The sequence below is a fragment of the Sulfitobacter sp. G21635-S1 genome (genome assembly GCF_027213915.1).
Classification (GTDB): Bacteria; Pseudomonadota; Alphaproteobacteria; order Rhodobacterales; family Rhodobacteraceae; genus Sulfitobacter.
This window is the reverse complement of sequence record NZ_JAPWGV010000008.1, coordinates 17,851-33,802: the sequence shown is the minus strand read 5'-3', so window position 1 is coordinate 33,802 and position 15,952 is coordinate 17,851. Positions and strand designations below refer to the sequence as shown.

General features: G+C 62.2%; 18 protein-coding genes. 12 read left to right on the top strand and 6 right to left on the bottom strand.

What is annotated here, in order from left to right:
- Positions 1–47 precede the first annotated feature (47 nt).
- Both O4H53_RS09915 and O4H53_RS09910 read right to left on the bottom strand, forming a co-directional pair.
- The gene (locus O4H53_RS09915) at positions 48–653 is read right to left on the bottom strand and encodes a ribonuclease HII (protein ID WP_269363407.1); all 606 of its coding nucleotides are present in this window, start codon (positions 651–653) and stop codon (positions 48–50) included.
- A 153-nt stretch (positions 654–806) separates the two neighbouring features.
- The gene (locus tag O4H53_RS09910) at positions 807–1,325 is read right to left on the bottom strand and encodes a hypothetical protein (protein WP_269363406.1); all 519 of its coding nucleotides are present in this window, start codon (positions 1,323–1,325) and stop codon (positions 807–809) included.
- A gap of 165 nt (positions 1,326–1,490) precedes the next feature.
- Here O4H53_RS09910 and O4H53_RS09905 point away from each other — a divergent pair, with 165 nt between their 5' ends.
- The 6 genes from O4H53_RS09905 to O4H53_RS09880 all read left to right on the top strand — a co-directional run bounded on the left by O4H53_RS09905 (position 1,491) and on the right by O4H53_RS09880 (position 7,443).
- Entirely contained in the window at positions 1,491–1,781 is a 291-nt protein-coding gene (locus O4H53_RS09905) for a hypothetical protein (RefSeq protein WP_269363404.1), read from the top strand.
- Between the two features lies 1 nt (position 1,782).
- The gene (locus tag O4H53_RS09900) at positions 1,783–2,457 is read left to right on the top strand and encodes a winged helix-turn-helix domain-containing protein (RefSeq protein ID WP_067290416.1); all 675 of its coding nucleotides are present in this window, start codon (positions 1,783–1,785) and stop codon (positions 2,455–2,457) included.
- Between the two features lie 99 nt (positions 2,458–2,556).
- Positions 2,557–3,330 (top strand): HpcH/HpaI aldolase/citrate lyase family protein, encoded by a 774-nt coding sequence (locus tag O4H53_RS09895; RefSeq protein ID WP_269363402.1) that lies wholly within the window; start codon positions 2,557–2,559, stop codon positions 3,328–3,330.
- Positions 3,330–4,505 carry an MFS transporter gene (locus tag O4H53_RS09890; protein WP_269363400.1) on the top strand — a complete coding sequence of 392 codons (1,176 nt, stop codon included), beginning with the start codon at positions 3,330–3,332 and terminating at the stop codon, positions 4,503–4,505. Before O4H53_RS09895 ends, O4H53_RS09890 begins: the two co-directional genes overlap by 1 nt.
- 86 nt (positions 4,506–4,591) lie before the next feature.
- Positions 4,592–5,614 (top strand): aspartate-semialdehyde dehydrogenase, encoded by a 1,023-nt coding sequence (locus tag O4H53_RS09885; RefSeq protein ID WP_114276074.1) that lies wholly within the window; start codon positions 4,592–4,594, stop codon positions 5,612–5,614.
- A gap of 206 nt (positions 5,615–5,820) precedes the next feature.
- Positions 5,821–7,443, top strand: coding sequence for a DUF4139 domain-containing protein (locus O4H53_RS09880; RefSeq protein WP_269363397.1), 1,623 nt, complete (start codon positions 5,821–5,823; stop codon positions 7,441–7,443).
- A 46-nt stretch (positions 7,444–7,489) separates the two neighbouring features.
- Here O4H53_RS09880 and O4H53_RS09875 read toward each other — a convergent pair whose 3' ends face one another.
- Complete coding sequence (locus O4H53_RS09875) at positions 7,490–8,140, bottom strand: carbonic anhydrase (protein ID WP_269363396.1); 651 nt, start codon at positions 8,138–8,140, stop codon at positions 7,490–7,492.
- 162 nt (positions 8,141–8,302) lie between these two features.
- Between O4H53_RS09875 and O4H53_RS09870 the strand changes: the two genes are divergently transcribed.
- The 3 genes from O4H53_RS09870 to O4H53_RS09860 all read left to right on the top strand — a co-directional run bounded on the left by O4H53_RS09870 (position 8,303) and on the right by O4H53_RS09860 (position 10,902).
- Positions 8,303–8,665 carry a hypothetical protein gene (locus O4H53_RS09870; protein WP_269363395.1) on the top strand — a complete coding sequence of 121 codons (363 nt, stop codon included), beginning with the start codon at positions 8,303–8,305 and terminating at the stop codon, positions 8,663–8,665.
- Between the two features lie 66 nt (positions 8,666–8,731).
- Positions 8,732–10,114, top strand: coding sequence for a leucyl aminopeptidase family protein (locus O4H53_RS09865; RefSeq protein WP_269363394.1), 1,383 nt, complete (start codon positions 8,732–8,734; stop codon positions 10,112–10,114).
- Positions 10,111–10,902, top strand: coding sequence for a C40 family peptidase (locus O4H53_RS09860; RefSeq protein WP_269363392.1), 792 nt, complete (start codon positions 10,111–10,113; stop codon positions 10,900–10,902). The genes O4H53_RS09865 and O4H53_RS09860 overlap by 4 nt, the downstream gene beginning before the upstream one ends.
- 17 nt (positions 10,903–10,919) lie before the next feature.
- Here the strand turns inward: O4H53_RS09860 and O4H53_RS09855 are convergent, their stop codons facing one another.
- The gene (locus O4H53_RS09855) at positions 10,920–11,267 is read right to left on the bottom strand and encodes a DUF2794 domain-containing protein (RefSeq protein WP_114276068.1); all 348 of its coding nucleotides are present in this window, start codon (positions 11,265–11,267) and stop codon (positions 10,920–10,922) included.
- A 117-nt stretch (positions 11,268–11,384) separates the two neighbouring features.
- Here O4H53_RS09855 and paaI point away from each other — a divergent pair, with 117 nt between their 5' ends.
- Positions 11,385–11,825 (top strand): hydroxyphenylacetyl-CoA thioesterase PaaI, encoded by a 441-nt coding sequence (paaI, locus tag O4H53_RS09850; RefSeq protein WP_269363388.1) that lies wholly within the window; start codon positions 11,385–11,387, stop codon positions 11,823–11,825.
- Positions 11,822–13,132: a phenylacetate--CoA ligase PaaK gene (paaK, locus tag O4H53_RS09845; RefSeq protein ID WP_269363387.1), complete on the top strand. Its 1,311-nt coding sequence runs from the start codon at positions 11,822–11,824 to the stop codon at positions 13,130–13,132. Before paaI ends, paaK begins: the two co-directional genes overlap by 4 nt.
- 825 nt (positions 13,133–13,957) lie before the next feature.
- Here paaK and O4H53_RS09840 read toward each other — a convergent pair.
- Both O4H53_RS09840 and O4H53_RS09835 read right to left on the bottom strand, forming a co-directional pair.
- Positions 13,958–14,239: an I78 family peptidase inhibitor gene (locus tag O4H53_RS09840; protein WP_269363385.1), complete on the bottom strand. Its 282-nt coding sequence runs from the start codon at positions 14,237–14,239 to the stop codon at positions 13,958–13,960.
- Between the two features lie 22 nt (positions 14,240–14,261).
- Positions 14,262–14,879, bottom strand: a complete 618-nt coding sequence (locus O4H53_RS09835) for a TetR/AcrR family transcriptional regulator (protein ID WP_269363383.1) — start codon at positions 14,877–14,879, stop codon at positions 14,262–14,264.
- 115 nt (positions 14,880–14,994) lie between these two features.
- Between O4H53_RS09835 and O4H53_RS09830 the strand changes: the two genes are divergently transcribed.
- Positions 14,995–15,924 carry an AEC family transporter gene (locus tag O4H53_RS09830; protein WP_269363627.1) on the top strand — a complete coding sequence of 310 codons (930 nt, stop codon included), beginning with the start codon at positions 14,995–14,997 and terminating at the stop codon, positions 15,922–15,924.
- Positions 15,925–15,952: the final 28 nt, after the last annotated feature.

Sequence of the window (15,952 nt, the reverse complement as noted above, 5' to 3'; positions counted from 1 at the left end):
TCGCGGTCAATTTCTTTTTTGAATCAAATGCTTAAGAAATTACCTTGCTACAACATATTGTGTACGGGTTTGAACGAACGTCTATGGTGTGGGGTCACACCAAGATTTTGAAGCGCCATCATGTGGCTTTTTGATCCATATCCCATGTTGGTCTCCCAACCATATCCGGGATGCTGTTGCGCCAGGGACAACATGACACAATCTCGACATGTTTTAGCCATGATTGAGGCGGCCGAAATGCTCTGGGAACGGGCGTCGCCCTTGATGATCGCCTCCGCCGGGAGGGTCAGATCGCGGGGCAGCATGTTGCCGTCGATCAGGGCATAATCCGCAGGGATTTTCAGACCAGCCAGGGCGCGCATCATCGCCAGGTGGCTGGCCCGCAGGATGTTGAGCCTGTCGATCTCCTCCACGCTGGCATGGGCGATGCTGACATCAGCCACCTGCATGAGCTCTTCATAGAGGCGCGCGCGGGCCCGCTTGGTCAGTTTCTTGGAATCGTTCAGCCCCTCGGGGATGCGCGCAGGGTCCAGCACCACTGCGGCTGCGGTGACGGGACCGGCCAGGGGGCCACGACCGACCTCGTCCACCCCGGCGATCCGAAGGAACCCCCGGCCCCGGGCTGCCTGTTCAAATGTGTAATCCGGAATCATGACCCCTCCAAAACCCAAGACGGCCCGCGCCGCAAGGCCCGGACCGTCTGAAATCATCTGCTGGCTGTTTGAAAAAGGTGGGGGAAGTGCCCGAACACCTCCCCCAGTTTCCCGCAGGTCAGGGACCTGGCCTGCGGGGTATGGCCTGCGGTTTTACCCGCGGGCCAATCTGTATCCCGCATCCCTCAGGCAGCGCGCTTCAAAGCCGCTGCGCAGGCCGTTCGGGGTCCCGAACTTGTAGTGGCAGTTCTGGGGCAGGGATTTCACGTGGCGAAAGTTGCGCTGCAGGCAGCGTTCGCCGAACATCCGGATCGTGCCGCGACGCGTGTCGAAACTTTGGAAGCACTGCTTGGGCAGCAGCTTGTTGTTCACATGACGCGGCAGCGGGCGCGGCTGCGGATGATAGCGGGGCGGATTGTGGTGCGGCTGGACGCCACGCGGCGGATGATAGCGCGGCGGCGCGCTGCGCGGGTGGTCATAGACCGGCGCGGGCTGGTGATTGGCGCGTTTCTTCTTGTTGTTGTCGTGAATGATCTTGCCCACGACGGCAACGCCAAGAATGGCGGCAAGGGCCCGCACGGTGTCGCGATCTCCGGCATGGGCGGGAATGGCGCCAATGGCGGTGATCGCGATGGATGCGGCAGCGATGGTAGCGATAAAGCGGCGATACATGTGTCTGATCCTTTTTGAGGGCGCAGACGGGTGTCGCCTGCTGATGGGATCAACCTGGGGTCAGGGGGCTCAGACAGGCAATATCAGGGGGATGTTATTGGATAACAGCTGCGCTAACCCCCTTTGGATATTGAATATCAGCGCACAAAGGCGCAGAGATATTGCATGAAACACCTCATCCTTTCCTTTCTGTCTGCGGCCCTGATCGCTGCCGCCCTGCCCGCCTCGGCGGCCGGGTGTTATGCCGATTACAAGGCCAAGCAAGACAACCCGCTGCGCCTGCATTACGGCGTTGCGCAGATCAACGGGGCCTGCAATGCAGGCGCCGCCAAGGCGGAGCTTTCCGCCCGGCTTTCGGCGCAGGGCTGGACCCTGCTCAATATCCTGTCGGTCTTTGGTGAGGACGGGTTGGCACAGAGGAGAGACAGTGCAGGATCAAACTACCTCCGCTTCTGACATGCGCCGCTTTGGCGGCCGCATCGTGGGTGCCGGGATTACCGCAATTGTCGCGGCCTTGCTGATCGCTGCGGGGCTGCTGTTCTGGTCCCTGCCCGATGCCAATGCCTTCAACGCCGAAGTCACACGCATCTTTGTCGAGAACGACGATCTGACCTCCGGGACGGAGATCAAGCTGCTGGAAATTCTGGCACAATCCGGCACGGCCTTTTCCGAAACGCTCAACAGCTACCGCATGGTGATCTTTGTGCTGCTGGTCTTTGCCACCGCGATGCTGGTGGCGGCGCTGGTCTTTCTGATCATGCTGGTCGGCTTCAACCGCCGCATGGCCCAGATCGAGCGGGCGGGGATCCAGGTGAATTCGCTGCTGATCAGCCGCGAAGAGAATACCGTCTACCTCAACAACCTCGGCTTCAAGCTGACCGATGCGGCGATGGAAACCATGAGCGTGCTGGCCGAGGCCCGGATGGACGACGACGTGTTGTCCGGCTCCGAGATCGAAGGGGTCATTTCCGGCCGCAACGCCGCCGATTGCGACGAGGCCGCGGGGGCCACCCGGATCAAGCGGCTGCGCGACACGCTGGGCAACCAGATCGTCAGCGAACTGCTGGTCAAGAACATCGCGCGGCGCGGCTACATGCTGGCCATCGACAAGGACGTGATCAAGGTCATCTGACCCCGCCACCCGCATGAGAGCCGCGCCCGCATGCGCAGCCTCTGGTCAAGACCACGCGACACGGCGTAGGGTCCGGCAGAAACTGCAAGGATCCTTATCATGCCCGTACCCGTGAACCCGTTCAAACAGGCCCTCAGCGCGGGCGAAACCGTCTTTGGCTGCTGGCTTGGCCTTGCCGACACCTTCAGCGCGGAACTGATGGGCACCGCCGGGTTCGACTGGCTTTTGATTGATGGCGAACATGCGCCCAACGACCTGCGGTCGATCCTGGCCCAGCTTCAGGTCCTTGCCGCCTCGCCCAGTCACCCGATTGTCCGGGTCCCGGTGGGCGAAACCTATCTGATGAAACAGATGCTGGACGCAGGCGCGCAGACCATTCTGGTTCCGATGGTCGAAAGCGCCGAGCAGGCGCGGCAGCTGGTACGCGATGTGACCTATCCGCCCCACGGCGACAGGGGTGTCGGATATTCCCTGACCCGTGCAGCACGCTTTTCCCGGATCACCGACTACGGCACCACTGCCGATGCGCAGATCTGCCTTTTGCTCCAGGTCGAGAACCGCAAGGGGATGGCCGCGCTTGATGACATCCTCGCGGTCGAAGGGGTGGACGGGGTCTTTATCGGACCGGCCGATCTGGCGGCGGACATGGGGCATATGGGCAATGCCCAGCATCCGGATGTCCAGGCCGCAATCATGGACGCCCTGCGCCGGATCAAGGCGGCAGGCAAGGCCCCGGGAATCCTCTCCACCCGGGACGAGATGACAAATGACGCCCTGGCGGCAGGCGCGCAGTTCGTTGCTGTCGGTGCCGATGTCCTGCTGCTCAGCCAAAACGCGCAGGCTCTGGCGCGGAAATGGATACCCCGCGACTGATGCATATTGGTTTGATCCTGCTGGCGCTCGCCTATGTGCTGAGCCAGTTCTTTCGCGCCTTCCTGGCGGTTCTTGCCAAGCTTCTTGAGCAGGACATCGGTGCCACGCCCGATGACCTGGCGCTGGCCTCCGGCATGTGGTTCGCGGCCTTTGCGGCGGCCCAGATCCCGATCGGCGCGGCCCTGGACAGCATCGGACCCCGCCGGACTGCGGCCGGGCTGCTTCTGCTCGGGGGCGGCGGCGGGGCAGCCGTGTTTGCACTGGCCACCAGCCCGCTGCATATCACCATCGCCATGACGCTGATCGGCTTCGGCTGCGCGCCGGTGCTGATGGCCTCCTACTATATCTTCGCCCGCGAATACCCGCCGATGCGGTTTGCCCTTCTGGCGTCCGTCATGGTCGGGGTCGGCAGCCTGGGCAACCTCGTGGCCTCCTATCCGATGGCGCTCTCGGCGGAACTGCTGGGGTGGCGCAACTCGCTCTGGGGGCTGGGCGGCCTTTGCGCGCTGGTGGCCTTGTCGATCTATCTGTGGGTCAGGGACCCTGCCAAGGTTGAAGGCGAAAGCAAAGGATCGCTGGCAGAGCTTTTCAGGCTGCGGGCGCTCTGGTTCATCTTTCCGCTGATGGGCGTCAACTATGCGCTGCCGGGCGCGGTGCGGGGCCTCTGGATCGGTCCCTACCTGACGGATGTGTTCGGGGCGGGCACCAGCGCGGTGGGCGTTGCCAGCCTGCTGATGGGCACCGCGATGATCGCCGGCACTCTGTTCTACGGCTTTGCCGACCGGCTCTTTCCCTCGCGCAAATGGATGCTGGCGGGCGGCGCAATGGTCACCAGCTTCACAACCTTTGCCGTAATCTTGCTGCCCGCGCATTCGCTGGCCCTGTCGGTGGGGCTGATCTGTGTCATCGGCTTCTTTGGCAGCGGTTATGCCGTGATCATGGCACATGGGCGCAGTTTTCTGCCGCCGCATCTGATCGGGCGGGGGGTGACCATGCTCAACCTTTTCAGCATCGGCGGGGTCGGCATCCTGCAATTCGCCTCTGCCCGCGTCTATCACAACTACGCGGGCACGGGTGATGTGGTGCTGCCTTATGCGATGGTCTTTGTCCTGCTGGGCAGCTGCCTGTTCGCGGGGCTGCTGGTGTACCTTTTCAGCAGCGACCGCACCGCCTGAGGGCTTGCATATCGCGCAGCCCTTTCCCTTTGCCGACAGGCGGGATAAAGGGCAGCCACCATCACATATAACATTGGAGAATTCAGATGGGTTATCGCGTCGCCGTCGTGGGCGCCACAGGCAATGTGGGCCGCGAAATGCTGAACATTCTGGCCGAGCGCCAGTTCCCCGTGGATGAGATCGTGGCCCTGGCCAGCCGCAAGTCCATGGGTACGGAAGTCAGCTATGGGGACAAGACGCTCAAATGCAAGGATCTGGACACGTTCGACTTCACGGGCTGGGACATGGCGCTTTTCGCCGTGGGGTCCGACGCGACCAAGAAATACGCGCCCAGCGCCGCCAAGGCCGGCTGCGTGGTGATCGACAACTCGTCGCTCTACCGCTACGATTCGGATGTGCCGCTGATCGTGCCCGAGGTGAACCCGCAGGCGATCCATGATTACGCAAAGCGCAATATCATCGCCAACCCGAACTGTTCGACCGCGCAGATGGTTGTGGCGCTCAAGCCGCTGCATGACCGCGCGACGATCAAGCGGGTGGTGGTCAGCACCTATCAATCCGTATCCGGTGCGGGCAAGGAAGGCATCGACGAACTCTGGGATCAGACCAAGTCGATCTACAACCCGGTCGATGACAAGCCCGCGCGCAAGTTCACCAAGCAGATCGCCTTCAACGTGATTCCGCATATCGACGTCTTCATGGAAGACGGATCGACCAAGGAAGAATGGAAGATGGTCGCCGAGACCAAGAAGATCGTGGACCCAAAGATCAAGGTCACGGCAACCTGCGTGCGCGTGCCGGTCTTCGTGGGCCACTCCGAAGCGATCAACATCGAGTTCGAGGATCACCTGGACGAGGATGAAGCCCGCGACATCCTGCGCGAGGCACCCGGAATCATGGTCATCGACAAGCGCGAGGACGGTGGTTACGTCACGCCGATCGAATGCGTGGGCGATTTCGCGACGTTCATCAGCCGCATCCGTCAGGACAGCACCATCGACAACGGTCTGAACCTGTGGTGCGTCAGCGACAACCTGCGCAAGGGCGCCGCCCTGAACGCTGTGCAGATCGCTGAACTGCTGGGCCGTGAGGTTCTGAAAAAGGGCTAGAGCGTTTCGCGTTCATTTACATGCACGCGACGCGCTCCAACCTATTGATTTCGCATATCCGGGGAGCCCAAAACCGGTTCCCACTTTTGAGCGATATGCGCTAGGCGGGCTTTCGCTTTGACCGGGATGAGGGGCCTTGTGGCCCCTTTTCTTTTGCCCGGCAGACTTGCACAATATGATCAGTTTTTGATCACAGGGATTACCCGATGCGTATTGTTGCTGCATGCCTCCTGGGCCTGCCCGTCATGGCCCAGGCCGACACTTTCACCCTTGCCAGTGCCCCCACTGCCGCGGTCGTCTACGGCTACGGCGCGCAGGTCACGCGCGAGGTCGCCTTTAGCGTTCCTGCGGGCACGCATGAGGTCATCCTGCCCGACCTGCCTGCCTGGCTGCAGGGCGACATGCTGCGGGTCAGCCTTGATGGCGCGCGCCTTGGGGCGACGCAATTCCGTTCCTCTGCCATTCCCCCGCGTCCCGATACCGACAGCGCGGCAATCACCGCAGCAAAGGACCGGATCAAGGCCGCCGAACGCGCGATCACCGATCTTGAGGACCGGGTTGCCGAGGCCCGTCTTGCCGCTGCAGCAGCAGAGGCAAAGGTCGGCTTTCTGGGAGCTTTGGGCACAAACGAGGGGCTGCCAAGCGATGTGACAACCCTGAGCGATATCGCCCGGATGGTCGAAACCGAGACACTGGCCGCCCGGCAGGCCGCCCTTGTGGCGCAGCAGCGCGCCCGGGACATCGAGAGAGACCGCGAGGATCTGGACAAGGAACTGAACGACGCGAAAGCCGCCCTTGCCGCGCTCACGCCGCCGGCCAAGGAAGTGTCGCAGCTGACCCTGTCCGTCACAGCCGAGGCCGAGGCCGAGCTGACCCTGTCCCTGAGCTATCCCGTCGATGCAGGCTGGCGGCCGGTCTATGACCTATACCTGCGGGGCCAGGACCCTTCGACGTTGGAAATCACCCGGGGGGCCATGATCGCGCAGTACAGCGGCGAGAACTGGGAGGATGTGGCGGTCACCCTTTCGACGCTGGCACCCGCATCACAGATCAGCCCCAGCATCGTGGCACCGGTACTGCGCCGGATCGAAGAGCCTGAGCCGCCGCGCCCCTTGGCCTCCCTGCGCAAGGAAGGCGGCAGCATGGATGCAGCGGCACCTGTCATGGAATCGGCGGTCCGGTTCAACGACAGTGTCGCGACCTCCTTTGACGGGCCGGGTGTGACCTACACCGTGGCGCGCCCGCTTGATCTGGCCAGTGGCGTCGACGCGACCCGGGTCAATCTGGACCAGCTCAGCTTTGACGCGCGCCGCTATGCCCATGCAGCCCCGGCATTCGACACCACGGCCTATCTGATGGCCGAATTCACCAATACCACGCAGGAACCCCTGCTGGCGGCGAATGAGGCGGCGCTTTACATCGACAACACGCTGGTCGGGCGCGCGCCCTTCCCGCAGGTTCCGGCAGGCGGCGAGGGGGATGTCCCCTTTGGCCCCATCGAGGACCTGCAACTGACCTATACGATCCTGAACCAGTCCGAAGGCGATCGCGGCATCATCAGCCGGTCCAATGCCCAGCGTCAGCGGGTCCGCGTGGACATCGAGAATCTGGGTACAACCGATTGGGACGTCGAGGTTCAGGCGGCCGTTCCCTATACCATTCAGGATGACCTGGTCATCCAGTGGAGCGCGACCCCGGAACCGGATGAGACCAATGTCGAGGATCAGCGCGGGGTGCTGCAATGGAACATCGACGTGGCGGCCGGTGAAACCAGCGAAATCGAGATCCAGCAAGAGCTGAACTGGCCCGATGGCATGGTCCTGAGATAAGAGACAGGGCGGGCGCCAGTGGCGCCTGCCCGATACGCCGCCCCGGTTATACCGGCTGGAAACGCTTGCTTTCCGCGCTGTAGTATTCCAGCCCGCCTTCGCCGATGTCGGTCCAGAGGCCATGCATCGTCAACTGGCCGCTCTGGACCAGTTCCGCGACAAAGGGAAATGTCATCAGGTTCTCAAGCGATGTCATCACCGCCAGTTTTTCCAGCTGACGTTCCTGTTCCACCCCATCGGGCAGTTTGGAGACCTCTTCATACTTGGGGCGCAGGATGTCCATCCAGCGGCCAACGAAGCTGTCTTTCGCCTCCATCTCGGGGGCGTTGCCCTGACACATGTCGATACAGCCCTTGACGCCACCGCAGTTGGAATGGCCCAGCACGATCAGATGGGCAACTTTCAGCACCCGCACCGCATATTCCACCGCCGCCGAGGTGCCGTGATGATCGCCATCGGGTTCATAGGGCGGGACAAGGTTGGCGATATTGCGGTGGATGAAGAATTCGCCCTGGTCGGCCCCGAAGATCGAGGTCACATGCACCCGGCTGTCACAACATGAGATCACCATCGCCCGTGGCCGCTGGCCCTCGTCGGCCAGCCTGCGATACCAAGATGCGTTGTCCGCATAGCTCGTTGCTTTCCAGCCGTGATACCGCTGTATCAGGTAGCCCGGCAGTGGTTTTGCCCTGTTCATCGCGCTGATCCCTTTGTTTTCGGTCCCGCAGAGTTAGACCAAATCAATGGCGAATTCGAGCGAAAAGGTAGGGCGCGGCAACCCTTTTCAAACACTTGCACGGCATAGTCACGCCACAGCCGTGGGGGCTGATCAAGGGGTGAGACTATGCTGGTTCTGCAAATGAAACCTATGGAAAACGTATGTGTTGATCAAACACGGCTGAACGCGCTCTATCGCCAGTTGGGCGAAGCCGATGCCGAAGACATTCTGTGCCGGGCGCTGGAGGACATCGCGCTGCGGCTGTCGCATTGTTCGGACCTGTATCATGACAAGAAACTGGTGGCATTGCGCAAGAACACCAGGACGTTGATCGCGGTGGGTGACCAGATCGGGATGCTGGCCATGACCCGCGTTGCCACAGATGTCGTGACCTGCATCGACCGGGGGGATTCCATTGCCACCGCCGCCACGCTTTCGCGCTTGCTGCGGGTTGGCGAGCGATCGCTTTGCGCGGTCTGGCACAGCGACGAAAACCCGAGCTGATGGCTTGCGGGCATCGCTGGAAAGGATAGGCTGCGCCGCAGGTTGTTCCGAAATCGAAAGCGTACCATGCCCTGCACCTTTGTCCCGAAAACCGCCGATACCCTGCCGCTGCACGTTCTTTCCGAAGATGCGCTGACGGGCTGGTCCGCCGATCAGCCGGCAGCGGTTCTGAACTGGATCGGCGCGAATGGATTTACCGGTGCCCTTGGCCAATCGCTGGTGATCGCCGATGCCGAGGGCAAACCCGCCATGGCCCTTGTCGGATACGGCTCACCGAAGGTGCGCCTGCGGGGCCGGTTCCACCTGGCCGGTGCGGCGACGGCCTTGCCCGAAGGCAGCTATGAAATCGTCAGCGGCCTGCCCGAGGACGCGGCAGAGACCGAGGCACTGGGCTGGCTCCTGGCCGGATATGCCTTTGACCGCTACCGCGAACAATCGCCCCTGCGGGCAAGGCTTGTCGCACCGGCGGATCTGGATGTGGCCCGGATCGAGGCCATAGCGGCGGGCGAGGTGCTGACGCGCAACCTGATCAACACACCTGCATCGGACATGGGCCCCCCCGACCTTGCCGATGCTGCGCTGGCACTGGCAAAACAGCATGGTGCCGAGATCGAAGTCATCGTCGGGGATGACCTGCTGACGCAGAATTTTCCGATGATCCACGCCGTCGGCCGCGCCGCCGACCGCGCCCCGCGGCTGATCGACATGCGTTGGGGCAAGACTGGGCCGAAGCTGACCCTTGTCGGCAAGGGGGTCTGTTTCGACACCGGTGGTCTGAACCTGAAACCCGGTGCCTCCATGGGTCTGATGAAAAAGGACATGGGCGGAGCTGCTGCCGTGCTTGGGCTGGCGCATATGATCATGGCCACGGGGCAGGACCTGCAATTGCGGGTGCTGATTCCGGCAGTTGAGAATTCTGTTTCCGGCAACGCCTTCCGCCCGCAGGACATACTGACATCGCGCAAGGGGCTGACGGTCGAGATCAACAATACCGATGCCGAAGGCCGCCTGGTGCTGGCCGATGCGCTGGCTTACGCCGATGAGGGCGCGCCGGACCAGATCATCTCCATGGCGACCCTGACCGGGGCCGCACGGGTGGCGGTCGGGCCCGATCTCGCCCCCTATTTCAGCGATGACCCGGCTTTTGTCTCGGCGCTTGAGGCGGCGGCAGCCGCCACCGCCGATCCGGTCTGGCGGATGCCTTTTCACGATCCCTATGAGGCGATGATCGAACCGGGCATCGCGGATCTGGACAATGCGCCCAAGGGCGGTTTTGCCGGATGCATCACTGCCGCCCTGTTCCTGCGCCGTTTCGTCACCGAAAGCCCCTATGCGCATTTCGACATCTATGGATGGCAACCTGCCGCTGCCCCTGCCCGCCCCAAGGGCGGCACCGGTCAGGCCACACGGGCGCTTCACGCAGCTCTGTTGCCGATTCTCAACCGATGAGCGACCCGCGTCTGACACCCGTTGCTTCGCTGGTGACACGGTCGGAACCGGGTCAGGTCACCGCCGCCGTCACCGACCTGTGCCGCAGCCCCGGTGGGGCGCGAGACCGCCAGCTGCTGTTTGGTGACACCCTGACCCTGCTGGGCGAGGATTTTGCCGGATATACCTATGTTCAGGCGGACAAGGACGGCTATTGTGGCCATGTCAGCACCGGCGCGCTGGGCAGCGCGGCCAAGACGACCCACAGGGTCTGCGCGCCTGCCACCCATGCCTATACCTCGGCGGATTTCAAATCGCTGGAACGCCAGAGCCTCAGCTTTGGCAGCGCAGTGGCGGTGACCGGCACAAAGGGCAGCTTTGCCGTCACCTCCATCGGATACATTCCCCTGGTCCACCTGCGCGAGGCCGACCTGCTGTTTGACGATCCCGCCGCCATCGCCAAGCTGTTCCTTGGCACCCCGTACCTCTGGGGCGGCAACAGCCGCTGGGGCATTGATTGTTCCGGGCTGGTGCAGGCCGCCCTGCTGGCCTGTGGAATCCCCTGCCCCGGCGACAGCGACCAGCAGCATATCCTGGGGGAACCGGCATCCGGCCCCTACCGCCGCAACGACCTGTTGTTCTGGAAGGGGCATGTGGCGCTGGTTGCTGACCCCGAAACGCTGATCCACGCCAATGTCCACGCCATGCAGACCGTTTACGAACCGATTGCCGAGGCGATCACCCGCATCCGCGAACAGGGCGACGGCAACGTGACGGCGCACCGGCGCCTTTCGCTGGCCTCAAGTTGAGCTTCCGACCGGGAGGTCTATTCCACCGCGCGGATCAGCTTGCGCTCCAACACACGCAGGACCGCTTTCAGGTCATGGCCCCTGCGCAGCACCTGACCGTTTGTCCCGATCACCGCATACATCCCCTGCTTGCTGCGCAGTTTCGGGCGTTTCTCGATCCGGTACAGCGGGATCTCGGCGGTGCGCCGGAAAACAGAAAACACCGCCACGTCGCGCAGACATGATATGCCGTAATCGCGCCATTCACCCGCCGCAACCATCCGTCCGTAAAGCGACAGGATCAATGACAGTTCGGTGCGGTGAAACGCGACCTGTTCGGCAGGACGCTCAAAGGGGGTGACTTGCGGAGGAAATTGCACTGTCATGTTTCTACAGTTGCGCCCTTCGCCGCCCAATTCAAGAGCCTGCGTAGATGATAATGATTGAAAGAGTTACAGCACTGTGGAATTCTCAGAAATTATGAAACATAAAGAGCCAGCCAAATGACCCCCCAGGAACGTGCGGAAAAATCGACAGAGATCATGTTTGCCGCTGATCAGGCCTCTGCCGGGCTGGGCATGACCATCACGGCGGTCGCACCCGGACAGGCCACGCTGACCATGAAGGTCCGGCCCGAAATGTTGAACGGGCACCGGATTTGCCACGGCGGCTATATCTTCACCCTTGCCGACAGCGCCTTTGCCTTTGCCTGCAACAGCTACAACCAGCTCGTCGTCGCCCAGCAGAACCAGATCACCTTTCTCAGCCCCGGCCGGGCTGACGAGGTGTTGACCGCCCGCGCGGTGGAGACATCCAGAACCGGGCGGTCGGGCATCTACGACGTCACCGTGACGGGCGCGGACGGGCGCACGGTCGCGCTGTTCCGTGGTCTGTCGCGCAGTGTCAAAGGCCAGCATTTTCCTGAGGAGGGGACCCAAGAATGAAAGACCTGACGCCAGAAAGATCCACCCTTGATCCGATCGAGATTGCCAGCCGGGACGAGATCGAGGCGCTGCAACTGGAGCGCATGAAATGGTCCCTGCGCCATGCCTATGACAATGTGCCGTTCTACAAATCCAGCTTTGACGCGGCTGGCGTACATCCCGATGACCTGACATCGCTTGCCAATCTGGCAAAGTTCCCCTTCACCGTCAAAACCGACCTGCGCGACCATTACCCCTTTGGCATGTTCGCCGTCCCGCGCGAGAAAGTGGCCCGCATCCATGCCTCCTCGGGCACCACGGGTCAGCCGACGGTCGTGGGATACACGCAGGCCGACCTGAACAACTGGGCCAGCGTGGTGGCGCGGTCCTTGCGTGCGGCGGGGATGTGCCCCGGCGACATGTTGCACAACGCCTATGGCTACGGGTTGTTTACCGGGGGGCTGGGCATCCATCTGGGTGCCGATGCGCTGGGGCTGTCGACCTACCCGATCTCGGGCGGGATGACACCGCGCCAGGTCCGCCTGATCGAGGATTTCAAGCCCAAGGGGATCACCGTCACCCCGTCCTATGCCCTGTCCATTCTGGATGAATTCGCCGCGCAGGGCATCGACCCGCGCGCCAGCTCGCTCGAAGTCGGCATTTTCGGTGCCGAGCCCTGGACCAATGCGATGCGCCTTGAAATCGAACAGGCCTTCGACATGCATGCGGTCGACATCTACGGCCTGTCCGAAGTCATGGGGCCGGGCGTGTCGATGGAATGCGTGGAATCAAAGGACGGGTTGCACATCTGGGAGGATCATTTCTATCCCGAGATCATCAACCCCGAAACCGGGCAACCGGTTGCCGAGGGTGAACAGGGCGAGCTGGTCTTTACCTCGCTCACGAAAGAGGCCTTTCCGATCATCCGCTACCGCACCCGCGACCTGACCCGCCTGCTGCCCGGCACGGCACGGTCCATGCGGCGGATGGAAAAGGTGACCGGCCGGTCGGATGACATGATCATCCTGCGCGGCGTGAACGTCTTTCCGACCCAGATCGAAGAGGCGCTGATGGCAACCAGCGGCCTTGCCCCGCATTTCCAGATTGAATTGTCCCGTCCCGACCGCATGGATCAGATGCGGATCTTGTGTGAATGCGCGGATGCCTCGGTCTCGGACGCGCTGCGCGCCGATGCGGCCAGGGCATTGTCTGCCCAGATCAAGCAGACCGTCGGGATCAGCGTCAAAGTGGATGTGGCCGATGTCGGCGGTGTCCCCCGATCCGAAGGCAAAGCCGTGCGGATCGTGGATAACCGCCCCAAGTCCTAGTCACCCGGACTCAAAATTCGGTTCATTGAATGCAGCTCTCAACGGCAGGTTCGCACCCGAAACCGAGGGCGGCCCTCCATTTGGCGGGGCATCTCCATTTTTCCATACTTCGCAGCACCTTGCGAGGTCGGAGTTTCGCACCCGCCGTTTTGCCGAAGGCAAACCTGCGGTTTGACGGGGGCGGGGTCGGGTGCGAACCGGATCGCAAGCGATCCGGGGCAGTGGGAAATGATGCGCATTTCGTTTCTGCCATACTAGGTCGTGTTGACATCAGCAACGAGAAGCTGCCGCGTTCCCCGCGGGGTACTCAATACATTGTTAATAAAAATTTTATTCGGTTCACACCGCGCGGGGGGCGAGAAAGGCCCTTGCCGAAGTGTTACGGGATATAAAGGGCCTGTGCGCTGCCCGGCGTCCGAAGGAGGGGGCTGGAGCCGAGCGGTCATTTGTGAAAAATGCAGCGAAGGACCGGAAAGAGTCCGGAGTGACTTAACCACACAGGGCAGCGCCTGACCGCGGGTGGGCAGCGGAACGTCCGTGGGTGCCACTTTATTTCTAATCTTTGGCGTGGGGATGATGAACCGCAATACGGTGAGAAAGCGCCCGCCCATGGGGCGGTCGGGCGCTGCCCGGCGGTGCTGCGCACCTTGACTCCGGGCTTTGGTGGACGGCCGCTTTGTCCCGCACAGCCGACCTTCGCGCAGATCTGGGCGAAAGTCGGGTCCGGGTCGGAATGGTCTGTCACCACCCACTGATACGATTCAAAAGCTTGCCGATCTGCCTCAGGTCAAAGGCGCCATGCCGCAGGTCAGACAGCTGGACCGCTCAGCCACATGTGATGTCGATGATCACATCCGTATCGTTGAGCACGATGTTCACGCGGGACGCGTTGAAATCCATCGTGACCGGATCGCCCAGGCGGTATTGACGCTTGGGGTCCGGTATGGACAGCGCCACGACCGCGTCCTGACCGATCATTCCGGCATAGGCCGCCGCGTTACAGGTGTCAGCACCGCCCGCGCCTGCATCAGACGAGGCGCCGCCGTTTTGTTGCGGGCCGCAGGCCGCCAGCGCGGCGGCGGTGACAAGTGCGATCTGTGTTTTCATGTCCTGTTCCTTGATCTCGTTCTCATGCTTCGTACCGGGCCAGAAAGGTCTCGACCGCGCTGTCCACCACCCGGTCGATTTCGGCGTCAGAGACGGTCTTTGTCACGCCAAAGATCAGCCGCGTCCAGATGTCGGCCTTGCATAGCTCGCCAAACTGGTCGGCGGCCAGCGCGTGATCCTCGATCCGCAGTTCGCCCCGGGCCTCGGCCCCCTGGAAATAGGCAACCATCTCGGCCCGCACAACCGCAGGACCGGTGCTGTAGAATTTCTGGCCCAGCTCGGGAAACCGATCCGATTCGGCAACGCAGATCCGAAACACCTGCTGCCCGAAGGTCGAGGTCAGAAACCGCAGGAAGTGCCGCCCGGCCTGGCCCAGCACCGCGCGGGGCGGGGCGCACATGTCGATGGTCTTGACCGCTTCCTGGCTCTGACGGGCGCATTCGGAGCTGGCAACCTCCATGAACAACAACCGCTTGTCAGGAAAATAGCTGTAAAGCGTCGCCTTGGACACCGCGGCAACGCGGGCAATCTCATCGACGCTGGCCCCTTCGAAACCGTCAGCCATGAACACGGAACGCGCGCCTTCCAGCACCTGATCGAATTTCCGGCCCTTGCGAACCTTTGGGGGGGCAACGTTCATTTCTGCTCCGAAACATTGAGGTACAACAATATAAACCGAATCGTTCAGTTCCAAGCGGTATTTCCGTGCAGCAGGACGCTTGCACCGGACCGCATTGCTGGATACCCCTTGGGACATGCTGGCGATCTTCATGAAAACTCTGCCCTTCTTTGCCCTGATCGGGCTGGGCTTCTGGGCAGGACGCTCCAGGTTCTTCAGTGCCGAAGCCACCGCATATCTGACCAAATTTGTCTTCTACTTTGCCCTGTCGGCAATGCTGTTCCGGTTTTCCGCCAATCTGTCACTGGCCGAGGTCTGGGATACCCGCCTTGTGGTCGCCTATCTCTGGGGGACGAGCTTTGTCTACGGGATCGCCACGCTTGTCGGTTTCCTGCGCGGCCAGGACGTGCCGACAACCGCGATTGAGGCGCAATGCGCGGTGATCGGGAACACCGGGTTCCTCGGTGTTCCGATGCTCGCCCTGCTGCTGGGCCCGGAGGCGGTCGGCCCGGTGCTGCTGGCGCTGGCGATAGACCTGGTTGTCTTCTCCAGCCTGATCGTCATCCTGATTACCGGTTCGCGTGGCGGTCTGGCACCGATGCAGATGCTACGGCCCATCGGGCTGGGCCTGATCCGCAACCCGATGATCGTCGCCATCGTTCTGGGCTTCGTCTGGTCGGGTCTGCAGATCCCCATCCCGGACCCGATGAACGACTTTCTCAGCATCCTCGGCGGCGCCGCGACACCGGGCGCCCTGTTTGCCATCGGCGCCTCACTGGCGCTGACGCAGCCCGAGCGGATTCACATCGCGGGCTGGCTGAGCTTTTGCAAACTGGTGCTGCACCCGCTGTTTGTCGCCTTTGCGGCGCTGTTCCTGTTCGGCGTGGACCCGTTCAAGGCAGGCGTCATCATCGCCGTTTCCGCGCTGCCCGTGGCCGGAAACGTCTATATGCTTGCCCAGCATTACGGCGTCGCCCCGGTCCGGGTCTCGACCGCGATCCTGTTGTCCACCGCCGTCAGCATCCTGACCGTCAGCCTTGTCGTGGGCTGGATCACCCAGGTTTGACACCGGGGTTCGCGCCGCTTTCCATCAT

Bases quoted from the DNA above. Each gene is read 5' to 3' on its own strand.
- O4H53_RS09915 (WP_269363407.1), bottom strand. From the start codon at position 653: ATGATTCCGGATTACACATTTGAACAGGCAGCCCGGGGCCGGGGGTTC.
- O4H53_RS09910 (WP_269363406.1), bottom strand. From the start codon at position 1,325: ATGTATCGCCGCTTTATCGCTACCATCGCTGCCGCATCCATCGCGATC.
- O4H53_RS09905 (WP_269363404.1), top strand. From the start codon at position 1,491: ATGAAACACCTCATCCTTTCCTTTCTGTCTGCGGCCCTGATCGCTGCC.
- O4H53_RS09900 (WP_067290416.1), top strand. From the start codon at position 1,783: ATGCGCCGCTTTGGCGGCCGCATCGTGGGTGCCGGGATTACCGCAATT.
- O4H53_RS09895 (WP_269363402.1), top strand. From the start codon at position 2,557: ATGCCCGTACCCGTGAACCCGTTCAAACAGGCCCTCAGCGCGGGCGAA.
- O4H53_RS09890 (WP_269363400.1), top strand. From the start codon at position 3,330: ATGCATATTGGTTTGATCCTGCTGGCGCTCGCCTATGTGCTGAGCCAG.
- O4H53_RS09885 (WP_114276074.1), top strand. From the start codon at position 4,592: ATGGGTTATCGCGTCGCCGTCGTGGGCGCCACAGGCAATGTGGGCCGC.
- O4H53_RS09880 (WP_269363397.1), top strand. From the start codon at position 5,821: ATGCGTATTGTTGCTGCATGCCTCCTGGGCCTGCCCGTCATGGCCCAG.
- O4H53_RS09875 (WP_269363396.1), bottom strand. From the start codon at position 8,140: ATGAACAGGGCAAAACCACTGCCGGGCTACCTGATACAGCGGTATCAC.
- O4H53_RS09870 (WP_269363395.1), top strand. From the start codon at position 8,303: ATGAAACCTATGGAAAACGTATGTGTTGATCAAACACGGCTGAACGCG.
- O4H53_RS09865 (WP_269363394.1), top strand. From the start codon at position 8,732: ATGCCCTGCACCTTTGTCCCGAAAACCGCCGATACCCTGCCGCTGCAC.
- O4H53_RS09860 (WP_269363392.1), top strand. From the start codon at position 10,111: ATGAGCGACCCGCGTCTGACACCCGTTGCTTCGCTGGTGACACGGTCG.
- O4H53_RS09855 (WP_114276068.1), bottom strand. From the start codon at position 11,267: ATGACAGTGCAATTTCCTCCGCAAGTCACCCCCTTTGAGCGTCCTGCC.
- paaI (WP_269363388.1), top strand. From the start codon at position 11,385: ATGACCCCCCAGGAACGTGCGGAAAAATCGACAGAGATCATGTTTGCC.
- paaK (WP_269363387.1), top strand. From the start codon at position 11,822: ATGAAAGACCTGACGCCAGAAAGATCCACCCTTGATCCGATCGAGATT.
- O4H53_RS09840 (WP_269363385.1), bottom strand. From the start codon at position 14,239: ATGAAAACACAGATCGCACTTGTCACCGCCGCCGCGCTGGCGGCCTGC.
- O4H53_RS09835 (WP_269363383.1), bottom strand. From the start codon at position 14,879: ATGAACGTTGCCCCCCCAAAGGTTCGCAAGGGCCGGAAATTCGATCAG.
- O4H53_RS09830 (WP_269363627.1), top strand. From the start codon at position 14,995: ATGCTGGCGATCTTCATGAAAACTCTGCCCTTCTTTGCCCTGATCGGG.